The sequence below is a fragment of the Candidatus Bathyarchaeia archaeon genome (genome assembly GCA_038883335.1).
In the GTDB taxonomy this organism is placed as follows: domain Archaea; phylum Thermoproteota; class Bathyarchaeia; order Hecatellales; family Hecatellaceae; genus JAVZMI01.
This window is the reverse complement of record JAVZMI010000001.1, coordinates 72,587-90,476: the sequence shown is the minus strand read 5'-3', so window position 1 is coordinate 90,476 and position 17,890 is coordinate 72,587. Positions and strand designations below refer to the sequence as shown.

Here is a 17,890-nt window from a genome sequence, read left to right as displayed (position 1 = left end):
GTGGCCGTTATTCCAGTTCCAAGGGACGTTTATACACGGTGTGTGAAAAACCTCAAAGATCTATTGATACTTATAGCCCTAGAGGATTCCCCGAAGTGCGGTTACGATGTGCTCAGCTATATTCATAATCACTTCATGGTTCTACTAAGCCCAGGCACAGTCTACCCGTCGATTGAAGCGTTGAGGAGAGATGGACTAATCGAAAGTCTTCCTAATGCTGAGAAAAAGCTCTATGGACTAACTCAGAGAGGAAAGGAGATGATCAAACTTGAGTTTCGTGGATACGTAGCCGTCTTCCGTCGTCTATTTTCAGACTCGGCTAGCTTGAAAGAAGAGGAAACATGGCTCGTACGGTGAAGATTCAAGTAAGCTTTGTGTCCATTAGTTTCTCAGCCAGACTTTTAACTTTGCCATGTTCGCTGAATACTATCTTAGTTTCCAGTCTCAAATTCAACCCCAAACGGCGAAATAGTGCAAATAAAACATCTCCTGTAAGAGGCTCATCGAGTTTCTTAGTAACTATAAGGTCTGCAAGCTGTTTCACGATGAACTCTGTCTCCGTAGGGTACTGAGCCTTCGCCGCCTCTAACACTTCTCTCCCTCTGCCGACAAGTTTGGCACCTACGATTGCCCAGTTATCTACGATGTGAGGGGGCTTAGGCGCGGCTGTTGCCTCCTTAAGCTTCCGCCTTATCTCTAAAAGCTTCCTCATCTTCAACATTTCCAGGTCAGCATCAGCCTCGGAACCCATCACCAATCACCCAAACTTACCCCTTAACTCGCAAGATATGAAGCTCTTTACCCCTTCTTAAAAGAGTTACTTAACCAAGCCCCGGATAGATTGTCCCTCCTAAGCGAATTAATATACCCTCTGCAGCTTGCCAAAGCATTCTAACACTTCCATGTAGACGGTTAGAAATACTTATACGAGTGGCTGTTGAAATTTCAGTTGAGAAAAAATTTGTCCGATTTCTCCCCCGAAGAGATTAGAAAATACAAACTCAGGATGCTGGCTAAAAAATACGGAAAGCCGCCTGAAGGTTACGATCCAGCTATAGGCGACTACAATAGGCAGTGGATAATGATTCGCCCAGGTCACAACATCCGCTACACCGCCTGGATAAAGTATTTGGAGGATTTAGATCGCCTAGAACGTTTGGATACAAGCCCAGTTCGGCCTGAAACGAGTGCTAAACAACACAGAAGACTACCTATTGCTCCGTTTGACCTCTTTTTAGCTTTACTTGTCTTAGTGGGGGCGTCATGTTATATCGCTGGCGTCGAACGTGTAATATCCATCCTATCAACGCTTCAATACTTCGCACTCGAGATAACATCTACCACGTGCGCTCTAATTGAATGGCGCTGGAAGTTTTTCTCCAGAAAAGTCTTCCCCACCCTCTCCAAGTTCCGCCGTTACTGTAGGCTATGGTTTAGTCGCCTACTAAGAGGCGAGCTATAACCGCTCCGCTAACATGGCACTACTGGTTTGAATTAACAACATCTCAGTGGTGCTCCATAACCAGTAAAGGACATGTAGAAGCCTCCATTCTTGTGCCCTTTTTGAGGCAATTGAGCTAGCTATCAGCCGGTTAAACCTGTAAAAATAGCTTTCCTTGAAAGCTTTACCGGCGGTTCACTGTGCAAGTTACCGCGGTTGTATGTGTCAAAAGTTTAAATATTAACCCAGATCTTACCATTCTAGATGATGTGGACTGACCTGCTCCTAGACCCTCTACAGAGGGCCGATGAGGAGAAGTACCTCCGCTGACCTCTTGGAGAAGAGTAAACCTCAAAATAGTTTGGAACACGTCGACGAAAAGGGCTCAGTTTATTTAAGTCAGATGTTTTGAGCGGCTTAAAGTCCAAGATAGAAGAACCAGTAGCATTCAGTAAAAATGTCTGTCCAGAAAAGACTATTATATAGAAGCTTCTCTCTCAAATCGGTTTAAACTATGTCTTCGCATCCCTTCACCGTGTATAATATACGGTATGAACACAGTCCTGCAGCGTTAATAGCTTCGAAGAAAATCCCAAAACTTACTGTAGCCGGAGAGGAGATCGGCCCTTATGTGGAGAACACACAGTTCAAGGTTAGGATGTGGGTAGCTGAGGCGCTCATAAAGTTAGGTCTGGCACGGTTGCAGCCCGAAAGAGAACCCATAAACCTAGCAGAGCTCCACAAGATTCACTTAAAAGAGACAATGCAAACCAGTCGACGCCTCTCCGGTCTCCCAGAAAATTTCTACCCACGTTTAAAGAGGTTCATTAAAGTTCTCAGGGAAGAAAGTTACGCGAACCCTGCAAAAGCGGCTGAGTTACAGAAAGCAGTCCAGCTGTCCATTGACATTCTCACCTGTCGCCTCAATAAGATCCTTCTCTTTACCTCTCTAAACAGTAAATCTGATACAATATTCCAGAATCTAACCCCTGAAGAGAGAGCCCTCTATGAGAGACTTCGTGGAGAGGTAGAGAAGTGGCAGTCAGCAGTTTGGCCTTTGCAGGAGGATGAATGAGTTGGCTGTTGAGACCTCGCTTGACGTTAAGGAAAAGCTCCAAGAGTTCTTTAGAGGAAATAAATATAGGACGCTGATCAAACAAATGGCGGTAGAGGGTAGACGTTCTCTCGAAGTTGATTTTCTAGATCTATCTATCTTCGACAGTAGCATTGCGCAGAAGTTGCAAAAAAACTTTGATACCTACCAAGAGGAAGCGAGAGAGGCCCTCCTAGCACAATTGAGGGTGGAGGCGCCTGAGTATGCTGAGACTGTCAAGAAGACGCGAATCTATGTTAGATTCAAGAATCTTCTAGAGCCTACATCCCTCAGAAAGATATGCTCCGACCAGATTGACCGACTGGTCTCCTTTGATGGGATTGTAATACGCGCCACCCCAGTGCGCCCTTTACTCGTAGAGGCAGCCTTCAAGTGCCGCTGTGGAGAGACAATCTTCAAACACCAAGAGGGCCCCTTTGTTAGACCGCCCTCGCGATGCGAGAACCCCTCCTGCCGGAGGGAGAGAGGCTTCGAACTCATCGTTGAGAAGTCCATGTTTATGGATTGCCAGGAATTCAGGGTTCAGGAGAGACCTGAAGATCTACCTCCAGGGCAGCTTCCCCGTTTCATCGAAGTTACAGCTCTAGACGACCTTGTAGATACAGCGAGACCTGGGGATCGGGTAAAAGTGACCGGCGTCGTCAGGGCTAAGCCAGAGTTCATCCCAGGGAAAGGACGCCTCAGGACTTTCACTGTTTCAATCGACGCAAACCACATCGAGACGGTCAGCACCGAGACTGGTGAGGTAGAGATATCTCCGGAAGACGAGAGGAAAATAAAGGAGATTGCTAGGAGAGAATTTCTTTACAAAGATCTTGTAGACTCAATTGCGCCGACTATCTATGGGTATGAGGACATCAAAGAAGCTATCGTATACCTCCTCTTTGGAGGCGTGCCCAAGACAACACCAGAGGGTGTCTCGATACGTGGAGATATTCATGTACTTTTAGTGGGAGATCCGGGAACGGCGAAGTCTCAGCTACTGCGATATGTAGCCCGCCTATCACCTCGAGGGCTTTTCACGACTGGGCGTGGAACTACCGCCGCCGGCCTCACCGCAGCGGTTCTGAGGGAGAAAAGTGGGGGAATGGCACTTGAGGCTGGCGCTCTTGTACTCGCCGATAAAGGTTTAGCTTCAGTGGACGAGATCGACAAGATGAGAGATGAGGATCGTGTAGCTATGCATGAGATGATGGAGCAGCAGACTGTCAGCGTGGCTAAGGCTGGTATCGTGGCTACCTTGAATGCGCGGGCGTCGATACTGGCTGCGGCAAACCCAAAGTTCGGGCGGTATGAGGACCGGTTGACAGTATCCGAGAATATTAACATCCCCATAGTCATACTTTCAAGATTCGACCTTATATTCATACAGAAAGACAAACCAGCTAGGGATTTCGACGAGGCTCTCTCGGAGCACATCCTAAAAGTTCACAGGTCAGCCGGCTCAGCTGCCGCGCCACCGATACCTGCTGATCTCCTAAGAAAATACATAAGCTACGCTAAAACAAGGGTACACCCCAAGCTAAGTGAGGAGGCGGCTAAGCGGCTTAGAAGCTTCTATTTGAAGATGAGGGAGTCATCTGGTAGCGATCTGGAAGAGTCCCCCATCGCTATAACTGCGCGGCAGCTGGAGGCTTTAGTCAGGTTGGCTGAGGCCAGAGCGAGAGCTGCTCTGAGGGACACTGTGACTGCTATGGATGCTGAGGCGGCAATCAAGATAATGGAGAAGTCCCTCAGAGATGTTGGCGCGGTTAGGGAGGCAGGGTTGGTGGACATTGATGTTGTGATGACTGGGGTTCCTAAGACTGTGAAAGAAGGTTTGACCACCACGTTAAAGTTGATAGGAGAAATAGAGAAAGAGGCAGGTGAGGTTGACCTTGAAGTGCTCTATCAACGTCTCGAAGCCGAATACAAGATAAGTAGGAGTAACGCTGAGGGCTATGTGCGGCGGCTGAAGAGTGATGGCACCATATATACCCCTCGGGATGGCTATGTGAAAAGGGCTCGGGCTTAACCCTCTCTAATGACCGGTTGAGATCTTTGCGCATCGAAGATTTGGAGATTCCTAAAGAGGCTAAAGAAGTCCTTTCGGCTGCAGGATATAGTGAACTGTATCCACCTCAGGAGGAGGCTATTAGGAAAGGGGTACTTCAAGGCCGTAATCTTGTCTTGGCGAGTCCTACCGCCTCTGGGAAGACCCTTATTGCGGAGCTCTGTGCGCTGAAACACATCCTTGAGAAGGACGGCAAAGTCCTTTATCTAACACCCTTAAGGGCTCTCGCCTCTGAGAAGTTTGATGATTTTCGGAAGTATACACGTCTCAGAAAGGCGAATGGAGACCCTATACGCATAGCTATATCAACGGGGGACTATGATAGTAGCGACTCCTATCTTGCAAAATACGACTTGATTATTGCTACCAACGAGAAAGTTGAGAGTCTAATCCGTCACAGAGCTTACTGGGTTGGGGATGTCTCTCTTGTAGTTGCGGATGAAGTTCACCTACTCCAAGATAGTGATAGGGGGCCTACTCTAGAGGTTGCCTTAGCACGACTCAAGCATATAAACCCAAGCTTGCACATCCTTGCACTCAGCGCCACAGTCCGTAATGCTGAGGAAGTGGCTGAGTGGCTGGGGGGCGACTGTGTAAAGACGGATTGGCGCCCAATTCCGCTGAGGGAAGGAGTTCTCATCCACGACCAGATCTTCTACAAGGACGGTGGCTCAGTCAAGATTACACGTTTCCATCCAAACCAAGCTCTGAACCTCGCGGTTAAGACTGTAAAGGAGGGTGGGCAAGCTTTGATCTTTGCTGAGACTCGGAAAGCCGCCATGACCCTAGCCCAGAAAGGCTCCTCTGCCATAAAAGAACTACTCTCCCCAAGCCAGAAGAGATCCCTAGCCGCCATCTCTGAGGAGATCTTGGAGGTTAGCGAGAGGACGCGGCTCAGCGAGTTGATAGCCGAACTTGTAAGGGGCGGTGTAGCTGTCCACCATGCTGGAATCCATCATCGCCACAGGAAGATCTTAGAGGACTATTTCCGTAGAGGAGTTATAAAACTGCTTGTGGCCACTCCGACGCTTGCGGCAGGTGTAAACCTCCCAGCTAGAGCCGTCATCATAAATAGCTACCTCCGTTACGAACCTGGTTACGGTCGAGTTGAGATCCCCACATTTGAGTATAAGCAGATGGCTGGGAGGGCTGGCCGGCCGAAGTATGACGAGTTCGGGGAGGCTATTCTGATAGCTAAAACATTCGACGAACAGGAGAGTCTCATGGAAGCGTATATATGCGCTGAACCTGAAAAGATCCAGTCGAAGCTGGCCATAGGTAGAGTTCTCAGATCACACACCCTAGCCACCATCGCCTCAGGCTTCGCCAATACGGAAGCTGGCCTCTTAGATTTTTTCAGCGAGACATTTTACGCGCACCAATATGGGGCGAAGATTGTGAAGCGGCCAGTTCTTGAGGCTTTAGACTACCTTATAGATAATGGACTGGTGAAGCCTAGGGGGAAGTTTATAGAGGCCACTAGCTTTGGCCGTAGAACTTCAGAACTTTACATCGACCCTGAATCCGCCGTGACCATAAGGGACGGCTTGCTGAACCGCGCTTCACGCCTTACTGATGTGAGCCTGCTCAATATCGTCTGCCACACGCCGGATGTGGCCCCTAGGCTCTACCCCAGCCGTCGAGAATTGCAGGATCTTCAGGTTTTTCTTGGGGAACATGAGGATGAGCTGGTGTTTAAAGCGCCTGACCCTTGGCATAACTATGTTGAATATGAGACCTTCTTAGGAGAGTTGAAGTGCGTTAATGTTATTATGCATTGGATTGAGGAAGCTAAGGAGAATGACATCTTGGAGTTATACAAGGTTGAGCCAGGTGACCTTTACAGGCTGGTTGAGACGGTTAGTTGGCTGCTCTACGCCACCCATGAGTTGGCGTCTCTCTTCAAGTGCGAGGATCTCCTTCCGAGGATAGGTGAGTTGAAGATTCGGGTTCAGTACGGCGTCAAGGCTGAGCTCATACCTCTGGTAGCACTGGAGGGTGTGGGGAGGGTTAGGGCTCGTGCTCTCTACAGTCGGGGGCTTCGGAGTCTCGGCGAGTTGAGGCGGGCTAGTGTGTCTGAGCTTATGGCTGTGCCTGGTATAGGTTCACGGATAGCTAAGGTGATAAAGGAGCAGGTTGGGGGGCTTATCAAGAGGGAGGAGTTAGGTATGCTGAAAGCTGAAAAGTCGGAGCAGAGGGCTCTCTCAGAATTCGAGTAGACTGCTAAATATAACCTCGTCATATTAGAAAACTTATGGTTCGGCACATCAAGACTGTGCTGTTAGATTACGATAATACGCTTCACAACTCGGATTCAAAGTTTGCTGAGCGGCTTGAAGGCATACTCCCCATTAGCGGGGCAAAGCTTTGGGAGCTCTACTGTTACTATATCCATAGGGAACTTGTCCACGAGTTCTACCCGGAGAGGCATGACGATGGGGAATTTCATTGCAAGTTGCTCTTCAAGTATCTCGGCATCCCCTACGACAGGTCTTCTGTTAGACGCATCTTAGAAGGCTACTATGAGGCTGAGGTGGACTGTTGGAGGAATCCTACCTTCTATCCTGAGACCTTCCATTTCCTTAACATGCTTAAGGATCGTGGATACAAACTCTGTTTGGCAACCGGGAGCCACGCTCAAGAGAAGGTTGAATGCGTCGAGAAGTTCGGGTCTAGGGTGTATTTTGAATTAGCCTTGGAGGAGAAAATCTTAGGCTACCGTAAGAGTGACCCGCGCTTCTACAGCGAAGCCTTGGAGTTCTCTAACTCGCAGCCAGGAGAGACTGTCACCATAGGAGACAACCTCACCCACGACATCCTACCCGCGAAGGCAGTGGGGGTTAAGGCTATTTGGGTTAATAGAAGAGGTGAGCGTGTATTTCGGGATCAAACTAGACCGGATCATGAAGTTAAGGATCTCTTAGCTGTACTAAGGTGTCTTGATGAATTTCTGATAGTTTAATTGGTCCCGCGGGCAGGATTCTCACCTTCGCGGTGGAAGTTTTGAGCCTGCGACACTCCGGTTTCTGTTGGCCTGGAAGGCTGGTGGGTCTACCCGTCGGGCAAACTCTACAGCATCTCCTCCCCAGCTATTTCACGAGGATCGGAAGCTCTTCCAGGCTGAGCTACCGCGGGACAAAAAACGAAGAACAATATCGCAATATAAAGCTTTTTAGCGTGTAATTCACGGTTAAACCTTTCCCATATCTTTCAATTCCCTTTGTTGGGATTTTCGCTATGCATCCCCCCGCGATAATGAGCCAAAACACCGCAATTGAAGCTTATTTAAAAGTTTCAATTCCCTTTGTTGGGATTTTCGCTATGCATCCGTAGTTTCGGTAGAGCGTCTTAATTTCAGGGTCTACAACAGTTTCAATTCCCTTTGTTGGGATTTTCGCTATGCATCCCGACCTCAGACGCGGCTTATCCAGCAAAGATAACCCCAAGATGAGGGCAGCCGCGAAAGAGACACCGATTACCCTATAACCGCAAACCAACATATAAAGATAATCGAAAAACCAAACCTAGAAGGCACCTATGTGACGCCTACATAAACTCAGTATAACTGGGAATTTTTAATGCAGTAACATGCCCCTCCTCGTTATTCTGTATCATCAGTTCCTGAGTAGTCTAAATGATAGACTGGCCAATTACTTAATCGATTACCTTACTCAGCCTCTGAGCGATAAACTCTAGGTCTTCGTCTGTGAGCCCGGGGTGGACTGGGAGAGAGAAAACCTGCCTCGCCGCAGTCTCAGTCTTTGGTAGTGCCCCACGTCTGTAACCATATCTCCTTCTATACAACGGCGAGAGGTGAAGTGGCGTGCGATAGTAGACTGCAGCCTGGATTCCAGAATTTACGAGTTTATCTACTACCTTATCCCTCTCACCAGCCCTACTGCCCCTCAACCTTACAGTATAAACATACCAGCTGTGGCTGTATCCCTGCGGCTCTTGAGGGAGTATAAGTTTCCCCGATGCCTCGAGTAGTGATGTTAATTTATTCGCATTCCGCCTTCGCGCATCATTAAACCTTGGAAGTTTTAAAAGCTGGTTATAACCTATAGCGGCAGCAACCTCAGACATCCTATAGTTATGACCCACTCTTTCGCTGTTGTAGAGCTTACCTTCCCCATGGTTCCTTATCGACGCAAGAGCCTCCGCATACTCTCTACGGTTCACAGTCACCATACCGCCTTCACCTGTAGTCATATTCTTTGACGCGTAGAAGCTGAAGCAGCCGAAATCCCCTATGGAACCAGCTTTCCTCCCATTATACGCAGCTCCATGAGCTTGAGCACAGTCTTCGATTATAATTATATCATGCTTCCTAGCGATTTCACATATTTTCTCCATATCAGCCATGAGACCAAACAGGTGCACTGGAATGACTGCACGCGTTTTACTCGTAATAGCTGACTCGAAAGAGGAGGGATCCATGCAGAAAGTTTGTGGATCAATATCCACGAAGACTGGTTTAGCTCCTGCAAGCACTACAGCCTCAGAGACAGCAGCAAAAGCGAAACTGGGAACTATCACCTCATCACCACTCTGCACCTCTGCAGCCATGAGAGAGGCATGCAAGGCAGCCGTTCCAGAACTCATAGTCAGAGCATACTTGACCCCGATGTACTTCGCAAAGGTCTCTTCGAATCTTTTCACATAGGGGCCGTCTCCATGTTTGCTCGTAAGTATCCCGCTCTTCAAGACGGAGGTTACAGCGTCTATCTCCTCCCTTCCAATCAGGGGGTGGGCTATTGGAATAATTCTGCGCAATTCTCCACACATCTGCCCTAATATTAATCGATTATTATAGGATAATTGATTATTCGTGTTGGCAACAGGTATATAAGAGATCCGTCTCTTTCAGAACAAAATACCGGTAACCACCAGTGTAGCCTATTATCACACTTTGAATCTAGCCCCATGGTAAGTTTTATATTAGAAAATATAATTCGAAAAGGTGCATTTAGAAATTCTAATGCGGTGATGTGTAACTGGGTATAACCTCAACAGTTTTCGATAGTAACGATACCGCGATAATAGGACCACCAAAACTTACCAGATTCGAGGAGGCTAGAATTATAGGAGCCCGCGCATTACAGATAGCGCTCGGAGCCCCACTCCTCATAACCCCACCAAAAGGGGTCACTAAACCTATAGATCTCGCCATACTTGAACTTAGAAAAGGCGTCCTCCCAATCACGATAAGAAGACAACTACCAGACGGCACCACATCTGATGTTGACGTGCAAAAAATTTGTCGGGGATAAGACATCGCTAAAGCATAATACCTACCTTAACATTGCTTATGTGAGTGACGCTAAACTTGGAAGACCTTAAAAGTTGGCGGATTGCGACCATCATACTGACAGCAGTTGGCATCTTAACTTTATGCTGGGATGTGTTGGGATATTACAATGTGGTTGTAAGGCTATTTACATCCGAGTTTAACATATTCATTGTATATACACCCATGGTCTTCTCCATCTGTGGATATCTGCTGATGAGGCGAGACAGAAAGCAAAGCTCCTCATGAGACACCTGTTCTCTCACATATTAATGGAGTAGGTGAATGTTCCCTATCCTAATCTTCTCAAGCCCGGCACGCTTAGCGGCCTCGAGGCACGCGTAAGCTGTCTTACGTCTGGTAGTAGGCAGATCACCCATAACGAATCTTGGGCAGAAACCCAAAAGCGTATAAGGTATCCTGGGGTTTATCCCCGCGATGAAAGAAGCTATCGAGTATACCTCAGCCTCATCTATGTACCCGGGGACAAGTAGGGTGCTTGCATTGAGGAGAGGGAGTTCAGCCCTAGCCTCGAAGAACTCTCTCCCGATCATCTCAAAGTTCTCTAACGCTAGCCTATTTGAGACCCCGCAGAGAGCCATATTTAGAGATTCACTCCAACTCTTTAGATCAAACTTAATGTTGCCACCGCTCTTCAGCGAGAGCTCAGCGGCACGTCTAGCGTATTCTCTCCTCATGTGGCCGTTTGACTCCCAACAGATCCGCAGGATACCTCCGGCGGCCCTCTCAATGGCGATCTCGCTTGTCTTCAGGGCATGAGGCATCTGAGGACTTGGGTCTCCCCCGAAGAAGCAGATACATGAAACATCAGAGGTAACCTTCGAGGCTAACTCCTCGGCGCTCATCCTTGGGCTCCGCAATGAAGCATTGCGGCGGTAGTGCCAGTTCTGGCAGTAAAGACAGTCGTAAGAGCAGGCGCCATAAAAGACCGCGAGATTAAACCGGCCAACCTCAGGACCTGATGTGTAGGCGTATTTTGGGTATCCGGCTCCGGTGCAGCCTGGGCAGAACCACCAAGCTACACAATTAGTTGGGAGAGGATCATAGTACCACTCCAAGACGGCCTCTTGATGTGTTCCACCATAACGAAGAAGCCTACCCTCAACATTGATAACAAGCCCACAGTAGCCAAGCTGTCCTTCGCCGATTTTACAGTCGTTAGCGCAGCCGCCGCAGACAAGCCCGGCGTGGTTTCTTGGAGGAAATTCTGGAAGGTTGAAACTCCTCCTACTGGCTGCGTGGGCTTCGCCTGTTACTCTCAAAGCCTCTTCCGGCTTGTTTCTGATACATTCGAGACATACACCCAGACCGTCAGATATGAGATGAGAATCTTTACCGCATACCTTGCATATTCCCACTATTGCACCTACCCTTAGAAAGGCTACCTATACTTAGGAAGAGTGGCATAAATTTATAGCCCTCCCGGACACGCAGTGACCCCTTCCTCACGGAGTATTCGTCAAAATGTTTCACACCGTCCCCTCGGTTTATGGCTGTAGAGTATACTGCGACCGGCACAGGCCCCCTCCTATGTGTCCTTTTGGCGGTTGGGGTCAGATGGTCTGTTAGAACTGCAATGGTATACTCACCTTTTAAGCCTCCGAGAATTCTTCCCACAAGCCGCCTGTCGAGATCCTCTATCGTTTTAATCTTTAATTTTAGGTCTCCAATATGACTGGCCTCATCGGGTGCTTCTACGTGTACGAGGACGAGATCGTGGTCTTCTAGGCTCTTCAAGGCGTAGTCAGCTTTTCCTTCATAGTTGGTATCATGGTAACCTGTGGCGCCTGGAACCTTCACCACATCCATCCCAACGCATACGCCGATGCCGTTTACGATGTCTACAGCGGAGATGACGGCACCCCTGACTCCAAATTTTTCTTTTAGAGGGTGAAGCTGCGGTTTTCTCCCGTGACCCCAGGGCCACATCAAGTTCCCAGGGTTCACCCCAGCCTTGACCCTCTCTAGGTTAATGGGATGTTCGGAGAGAATCCTCTCAGACCTGATTACCATATCGTTTAGAATGCTTGCTGTCTCCGCGCCACTCTCATCAAGGGGTTTGACAAGATGTCTTTTGAAGGGCTTCCCTATAATGTCGTGGGGTGGGGTGCACCTTACCTTCTCCGAATATTTGCCACCCTTCAAAAGCATGATATTTCGAAAGCTCACCCCTGCATAAAACTCCACCTCACCTTCCTTAGCGAAGACCTCCTTTAGACGGCTTACCAGCTTCCGCGCAGACTCAGAGTTTATGTGCCCTGCAGAGTGGTCAACTAGAATATCGTTCTTAACCGTCACAAGATTGCATCTGAAAGCGATGTCGCCCTCTCCGAGGGCGAGTCCCATGTTCGCAGCCTCGAGTGGACCTCTCCCGGTGTAGCATATTCTAGGGTCGTAGCCTAAAATAGATAATGTGGCTACGTCTGTGCCAGTGTCCAAGCCTCTAGGGAGCGTTCTCAGGGTTCCGCAAACTCCACGGGAGGTTAGGTGGTCCATGTTAGGGTGTTCCGCCACTTGTAATGGTGTTTTTCCATCCAGCTCTTCCAATGGGTAATCTGCCATGCCATCGCCGATTATCAACACAAACTTCACAGCCACTCCTCCTAGAGATTGACCAGTCTTGTTCCGCTTTAGATTTTCCTTACATGCAAAACCACGGGTCAGCTATTTAATTCAATCAATATACCGCTGGGAGAGGCTTCGTTTTATCTCGATTAAATCTCTGAGGATGGCGCTAGCTGTCTCAACCCCTCCAGCGCCCCTACCTATCACAGTCTCTTCCCCGGCGTACTTTGAGACATAAGTCACCGCATTTAATACGCCATTGACACAGAGAGGATCGCCTTTAGGTATCAGTTGAGGTGAAACATTCAAAGCCCCGTTTATTGTCCCTAGGAGCTTTATTTCGTAGCCCTTGGCTGCAGCCTCCTCTACGGCTTTGGATGTTACTTTCCTAATACCCTCTACTCTCACATCTTTAAGTGTAACCCTCAAACCCATGACACAGTTGGCTATTATAACCAGTTTGCAGGCAGTGTCTAGTCCATCGATATCCATGGAAGGATCCCTCTCCGCATAGCCAAGCCTCTGAGCCTCAGCTAATGCCTCGTCAAATGACACTCTCTCCATGGCCATCTTGGAGAGTATATAATTGGTAGTACCATTCAGGATGCCCCGAACTGAGAGTATAGCGTCGCCGGGGAGACACTTCTTGGCGAAGTCCAATATAGGTGTCCCTCCACCCACAGCCCCACTGAACCTCAACAGCCTGCGGTTATGGTTGGCAAGTTCCTGAAGAGCTGGGAAGGCGAGCGCTAAGGGACCCTTATTTGTAGTTATCACATGCTTTTCAGCTTTTAGGGCAGCCATTATGTGAGATAACCCCGGCTCCCCATCATTTATATTAGTGGGTGTAAGTTCCACCACAACCTCGGCGGCAGCATCATTTATTATCTCTAAAGCCGAGAGTTCAGGTCTCCCATGATGCGGGTCTGCTGCTACAGTACCTCTCTCCCTTTTTGTGGAAAGAAGCCTGTCTACATTGATGCCCTTTACATCAACCGCGGCGCCGCCCTTGTCTACTACAGCTACGATTACCGGGCGGACGCCATATTTTTTGGCGAGTTCCGATGAGCGTAGAGACAGCATCCTTGCGAAGCTTTGCCCAACTACACCGAAACCAACGATTATTATCCTCAACTTTGGACACCTAGTGCCCTCTTAACGGATTCCATGCTGGCTTCGATCTCTGCGGGCTTCTCACAGGTCTTGATAACTATATCAGCATCCTTCAACCCGTGGCCTGTAGCCACGCATACCACGAGATCGTCCTTGGCAATCCGGCCTTCCCCTAATAGCCTTCTCAGCCCAGCGATAGAGGAGGCGCTCGCCGGCTCCACGAAGAGTCCCTCCCTCCGAGCTAGAAGTTTCTGCGCTTCAAGAATCTCCTCATCGGTGACAGCCTCCGCTGTGCCGCCAGAGTCTCTTATTGCTTGGAGAGCTTTCTTCCAGCTGACTGGGTGACCTATTCTGATAGCTGTGGCGACTGTCTCAGGCGTCTTCACCGGTTCTATCGTATCACGTCCCTCCTTGAAAGCTCTGACTATTGGAGACGCCCCCTCAGCTTGGATCCCAACCATCTCCGGGAGAGAATCTGTGAAACCAAGTTTTCTAAACTCTAGGAAGCCTTTCCAGATAGCTGAAATGTTTGCGGCATTCCCTACAGGAACTATGACTTTATCTGGAACCTTGAAGTTTAGCTGCTCACAGAGCTCATATGCCAAGGTCTTCTGTCCTTCGACACGATACGGATTGATGGAGTTTAGAAGGTATATCTCCTTATTTCGATCACAGAGTTCCCTAGCCAACTTGAGAGCATGATCAAAGTTACCGAGGATCTGTATTACCTCCGCGCCATAGACCATAGCTTGAGCAAGCTTTCCATAGGCGATCTTACCGGAAGGAATGAATACGATACACCTTAAGCCTGCTTTAGCTGCGTAGGCGGAGAGGGAGGCTGATGTGTTCCCTGTAGAGGCACAGATGACCGTCCTAGCTCTTAATTCTAATGCCTTCGTCACCCCTACGGTCATTCCGCGGTCCTTGAAGGAGCCCGTTGGGTTGTCACCTTCATTCTTTACATAAAGCTCTCTGACGCCCAGTTTAGTAGCTAAGCCTTCGCACCTGTGCAGTCTTGTCCCACCCTCCATAAGAGAGACAGCTAGATGAGGATTGGTGATTGGGAGGAGCTTCCTATACTTCCAAACGCCTAAGGGTCTTTCACTCAGCTCATCTAGTCTAAGTTCGCGTTTGATTGCCGGGTAGTCATACTCGATGTTGAGGAGGTCCCCGCATCTTCTACACGTGTATACGACCTCCTCTTTACTGTATATCTCTCCGCAACCTATACATCTTATGAGGAACATCCCTCTATACTCCAAATAACCTGAACTTGACTAACCTTACAAGGTTTAACGCTAAAAGTGTTTCTAGCATGGTTCATGTTTTGAAAAGATTTAAATGGAGATCTAGTGGATTAGCTCTACGACCCAAAGGACCCTACGAGTTCTAGCGGTTAGAGACATAGAAGGGTTAAACTGTGAAAAAGGTGGGTAAACAATCCTTCAAGGCCGAGGATGCGAAGCGTCTCCGTTACGCCGAGTATATTAGATCTGTGGGTGTGAAACCACTAGAGACAGGTAAATGGGAGGAACTCAAGGAGTTTATATATAAACCGAGAAACCTCCAGACCGATGTTATTATGGACGACACCACCCTACGGGAGGGACTACAGATGGCTGGACTAACTTCCCCATCCTCAGACGACATGTGCAAGATCGGCTGTTTGCTTAGAGACATTGGCATAGAGAGAATTGAGGTGATGACTTTCACAAAGACGGACCAAGAAGCCGTCAAGAAGATGCAGGATGCAGGATTAGGGAAGCTTCTTGCCGCTTGGTGCCGAGCAGCAATAGAAGATATCGATATAGCTTTGAAGTTTGGCTTCGAGCAGGTTGGGATCTCTCACCCTGTATCCTATATCCACTTTGTAAAGTGGTCTGAGAAGAGCCTTGGAGAACTGGTTGATAAAGTCGTGGATAGCGTAATTTATGCACGGAAGCATGGCCTTCAAGTCTTCGTTCATGGGGAGGATAGTACACGTGCTGACTGGAGCTTTGAGAAGAAGTTCATAAACGCTGTTGCCGATGCGGGGGCGATCACTTACCGCATATGCGACACTGTAGGCTGTGGATTATCAGACCAAAAGGCACCTCTCCCAGCCGGTATACCGGAGAAGATCAAGCGAATAAAAAAGGAAACCCGTATACCGTACGTCGAGATCCACGCGCATGACGATCTTGGTAATGCCGTGGAAAATACGATGGCTGCCATTAGGGCTGCTTCTGGGCTATACGATAAGGTCTACGCGAGCACAACCTTCTTGGGGATAGGTGACCGAGCTGGGAACGCGGAGACAGAGAAAATTATAATGAACTGTTACCTCCACTACAATGTAAAGAAGTGGAATCTCAAATATCTTAGAGAGATGGCCAACTTTCTTGCCTCATCGTTGAACTATCACCTCCCTCTAAACAAAGCGATAGTTGGCGATGCAGCGTTTGAGCATGAGTCGGGTATTCACCTCTTCGGGTTAAAGATGCACCCACTCACCTATGAGATTTTCCCGCCAGAGCTGGTCGGCCAAGAGAGGAGGGTTGTGATTGGGAAGAGGTCTGGGAAGTATGGCATACAGATGAAGGTCGAAGACGTCATAGGTGAAAAAGTCGATGAAAAAGACAGCAGACTCCTCAAACTCGTCGAACTAATCAGAGATGAGTTTATGAGAGGAGAACGAAGGTTCGCATTCACCGAGGAAGAATTTAAAGAACTCGCAAGGAAGGTGGGTTTCGAGATTAAGAATGACGCCCCACCCAAGTAGAGCAAAAGAGGTAACCGCAGACATATAACCCAGCCAGCCGAGTTTTTCCGGGTATGCCCCTTTAGGATGCCATCTATTAAAATCTGAAAATAACATGCCACTAATCGGAGCTGGCATATGCTGACTCGTTCGATGCTCCCTTTCAACAGGTAATATTTAAATTGGTTACCTTTGGTTAGTAGTTAGCGATCAGCTTTAATCTATCATGGTTTGGTGTTAGGCTTTGCATGGTGACGCCAAGTCCACGTTGTCTACCTCGGTTGTTGAGATGGTACGCGACCTTGTGATGAAGCATAACGAATGGCGGGGGCGGTGCATAAACCTCATAGCAAGCGAGAACATAACAAGCCCAGCTATTCGAGAAGTTCTAACATCCGATTTAGCTCACAGATACGCTGAAGGTAAACCCTCCCACAGACACTACCGCGGCTCCAGATACATAGACGAGATAGAAACCATAGCTGTCCAGTTGGCTGAACGACTTTTCAGGGTTGACCATGTTAATGTAGTTCCTATCTCAGGATGCCAAGCAGTATTAGCCATGTTCTACGCCCTAACTAAGCCAGGTGATACAATTATGTCTTTGGGGGTGCCGAATGGAGGGCATATAAGCTATATGGAGTTTGGGGGGGCTGGGGTTCGAGGGTTGAGGGTTAAGCCCATCCCATTCGACCCTAAGGAGATGAATATTGATACGGAAGCCGCTGTTAAGAGCATAACCGAGACGAAACCTACCCTAGTTCTGCTTGGTGGAAGCGTCATTCTATTCCCACAACCTGTACGGGAGATGAGAGAGGCTGTGGAAGAGTATGGCGGTTATCTGGGTTACGACGCAGCTCACGTCCTAGGTTTAATCGCTGGGGGGATGTTTCAGGATCCCTACAGAGAAGGTGCACATATCATACCAGGAAGCACTCATAAGACATTTCCCGGCCCTCAAGGCGGCATAATATTCTGTGAGAAGAAACTTGAAGCGAACGTTGACAAGGCTGTCTTCCCAGGTTTGACTAGCAACCACCACCTCCACCGATTAGCAGGTTTGGCTATTGCTCTGGCAGAGATGGAAAAGTATGGAAAAGAGTATGCAGCTCAAATCGTTAAGAATGCCAAAGCGCTTGCAGAGGCTCTGCACAGTCTGGGGTTCAATGTTTTATGTAGCCACAAAGACTTCACTGAGTCACACCAAGTTTTGGTCGATGTGGCGAAGTTTGGCGGTGGGGACTACGTATCAGGCATGTTGGAGCAGGCTAATATAATATGTAATAAGAACCTCCTTCCCTGGGACGACTTGAAAAAGGTAGATGCACCCAGCGGAATAAGGCTTGGAGTTCAGGAGGTGACGCGGTTGGGGATGAAGGAGACCGATATGCAACAGGTAGCCGAGTTCATAAAGCAGACAGTTATAGATGGTAGAGACCAAAAGGAGGTGGCAAGCGAGGTCGGCGAGTTTATTGGAAGATTCCAAACCATAAAATATGCTTTCAACTCGAAAATCAAAGCCTACGAGTATATGAGAATCCTCTAAGTCCTAA

At 48.4% G+C, this 17,890-nt stretch carries 16 protein-coding genes, 1 tRNA gene and 1 CRISPR repeat array; of the genes, 10 read left to right on the top strand and 7 right to left on the bottom strand.

What is annotated here, in order from left to right; all coding sequences use genetic code 11:
• Window positions 1-357, top strand: coding sequence for a PadR family transcriptional regulator (locus QXJ75_00445; protein ID MEM3736550.1), 357 nt, complete (start codon window positions 1-3; stop codon window positions 355-357).
• Between the two features lie 4 nt (window positions 358-361).
• Here QXJ75_00445 and QXJ75_00440 read toward each other — a convergent pair whose 3' ends face one another.
• Window positions 362-751 carry a double-stranded DNA-binding protein gene (locus QXJ75_00440; GenBank protein MEM3736549.1) on the bottom strand — a complete coding sequence of 130 codons (390 nt, stop codon included), beginning with the start codon at window positions 749-751 and terminating at the stop codon, window positions 362-364.
• Between the two features lie 210 nt (window positions 752-961).
• Between QXJ75_00440 and QXJ75_00435 the strand changes: the two genes are divergently transcribed.
• The 5 genes from QXJ75_00435 (at window position 962) to QXJ75_00415 (ending at window position 7,570) form a co-directional block, all read left to right on the top strand.
• The gene (locus QXJ75_00435) at window positions 962-1,462 is read left to right on the top strand and encodes a hypothetical protein (GenBank protein MEM3736548.1); all 501 of its coding nucleotides are present in this window, start codon (window positions 962-964) and stop codon (window positions 1,460-1,462) included.
• Window positions 1,463-1,955: 493 nt separating this feature from the next.
• A complete protein-coding gene (locus QXJ75_00430; GenBank protein MEM3736547.1) occupies window positions 1,956-2,516 on the top strand; it encodes a hypothetical protein in 561 nt (186 codons plus the stop codon).
• Window position 2,517: 1 nt separating this feature from the next.
• Complete coding sequence (locus QXJ75_00425) at window positions 2,518-4,569, top strand: minichromosome maintenance protein MCM (GenBank protein ID MEM3736546.1); 2,052 nt, start codon at window positions 2,518-2,520, stop codon at window positions 4,567-4,569.
• Between the two features lie 26 nt (window positions 4,570-4,595).
• Window positions 4,596-6,827, top strand: a complete 2,232-nt coding sequence (locus QXJ75_00420; GenBank protein ID MEM3736545.1) for a DEAD/DEAH box helicase — start codon at window positions 4,596-4,598, stop codon at window positions 6,825-6,827.
• Window positions 6,828-6,862: 35 nt separating this feature from the next.
• Window positions 6,863-7,570: an HAD family hydrolase gene (locus QXJ75_00415; protein MEM3736544.1), complete on the top strand. Its 708-nt coding sequence runs from the start codon at window positions 6,863-6,865 to the stop codon at window positions 7,568-7,570.
• Between the two features lies 1 nt (window position 7,571).
• On the opposite strand, the gene QXJ75_00410 is transcribed toward QXJ75_00415, so the two are convergent.
• Window positions 7,572-7,743 (bottom strand) — tRNA-Tyr (locus QXJ75_00410).
• 71 nt (window positions 7,744-7,814) lie between these two features.
• Window positions 7,815-8,019: direct repeats of the CRISPR family, unit length 37 nt; unit sequence TTTCAATTCCCTTTGTTGGGATTTTCGCTATGCATCC.
• A 243-nt stretch (window positions 8,020-8,262) separates the two neighbouring features.
• Complete coding sequence (locus QXJ75_00405; GenBank protein MEM3736543.1) at window positions 8,263-9,396, bottom strand: DegT/DnrJ/EryC1/StrS family aminotransferase; 1,134 nt, start codon at window positions 9,394-9,396, stop codon at window positions 8,263-8,265.
• Window positions 9,397-9,605: 209 nt separating this feature from the next.
• Here QXJ75_00405 and QXJ75_00400 point away from each other — a divergent pair, with 209 nt between their 5' ends.
• Both QXJ75_00400 and QXJ75_00395 read left to right on the top strand, forming a co-directional pair.
• Entirely contained in the window at window positions 9,606-9,881 is a 276-nt protein-coding gene (locus tag QXJ75_00400; GenBank protein MEM3736542.1) for a DNA-directed RNA polymerase subunit K, read from the top strand.
• 44 nt (window positions 9,882-9,925) lie between these two features.
• Entirely contained in the window at window positions 9,926-10,147 is a 222-nt protein-coding gene (locus tag QXJ75_00395; GenBank protein ID MEM3736541.1) for a hypothetical protein, read from the top strand.
• A 20-nt stretch (window positions 10,148-10,167) separates the two neighbouring features.
• On the opposite strand, the gene QXJ75_00390 is transcribed toward QXJ75_00395, so the two are convergent.
• The 4 genes from QXJ75_00390 to thrC form a co-directional block, all read right to left on the bottom strand.
• On the bottom strand, window positions 10,168-11,277 hold the full coding sequence (locus QXJ75_00390; GenBank protein MEM3736540.1) for a radical SAM protein: 1,110 nt from the start codon (window positions 11,275-11,277) through the stop codon (window positions 10,168-10,170).
• A complete protein-coding gene (locus QXJ75_00385; protein ID MEM3736539.1) occupies window positions 11,252-12,511 on the bottom strand; it encodes a cofactor-independent phosphoglycerate mutase in 1,260 nt (419 codons plus the stop codon). The genes QXJ75_00390 and QXJ75_00385 overlap by 26 nt, the downstream gene beginning before the upstream one ends.
• Before the next feature lie 81 nt (window positions 12,512-12,592).
• Window positions 12,593-13,618: a homoserine dehydrogenase gene (locus tag QXJ75_00380; protein ID MEM3736538.1), complete on the bottom strand. Its 1,026-nt coding sequence runs from the start codon at window positions 13,616-13,618 to the stop codon at window positions 12,593-12,595.
• Window positions 13,615-14,844: a threonine synthase gene (thrC, locus tag QXJ75_00375; protein ID MEM3736537.1), complete on the bottom strand. Its 1,230-nt coding sequence runs from the start codon at window positions 14,842-14,844 to the stop codon at window positions 13,615-13,617. Before thrC ends, QXJ75_00380 begins: the two co-directional genes overlap by 4 nt.
• Before the next feature lie 173 nt (window positions 14,845-15,017).
• On the opposite strand from thrC, the gene QXJ75_00370 reads away from it, so the two are divergent.
• Entirely contained in the window at window positions 15,018-16,358 is a 1,341-nt protein-coding gene (locus QXJ75_00370) for a hypothetical protein (GenBank protein MEM3736536.1), read from the top strand.
• 223 nt (window positions 16,359-16,581) lie between these two features.
• Window positions 16,582-17,883, top strand: a complete 1,302-nt coding sequence (gene glyA / locus QXJ75_00365) for a serine hydroxymethyltransferase (GenBank protein ID MEM3736535.1) — start codon at window positions 16,582-16,584, stop codon at window positions 17,881-17,883.
• The last annotated feature ends 7 nt before the right edge of the window (window positions 17,884-17,890 follow it).

Bases quoted from the DNA above. Each gene is read 5' to 3' on its own strand.
- QXJ75_00440 (MEM3736549.1), bottom strand. From the start codon at position 751: ATGGGTTCCGAGGCTGATGCTGACCTGGAAATGTTGAAGATGAGGAAG.
- QXJ75_00430 (MEM3736547.1), top strand. From the start codon at position 1,956: ATGTCTTCGCATCCCTTCACCGTGTATAATATACGGTATGAACACAGT.
- QXJ75_00415 (MEM3736544.1), top strand. From the start codon at position 6,863: ATGGTTCGGCACATCAAGACTGTGCTGTTAGATTACGATAATACGCTT.
- QXJ75_00405 (MEM3736543.1), bottom strand. From the start codon at position 9,396: ATGTGTGGAGAATTGCGCAGAATTATTCCAATAGCCCACCCCCTGATT.
- thrC (MEM3736537.1), bottom strand. From the start codon at position 14,844: ATGTTCCTCATAAGATGTATAGGTTGCGGAGAGATATACAGTAAAGAG.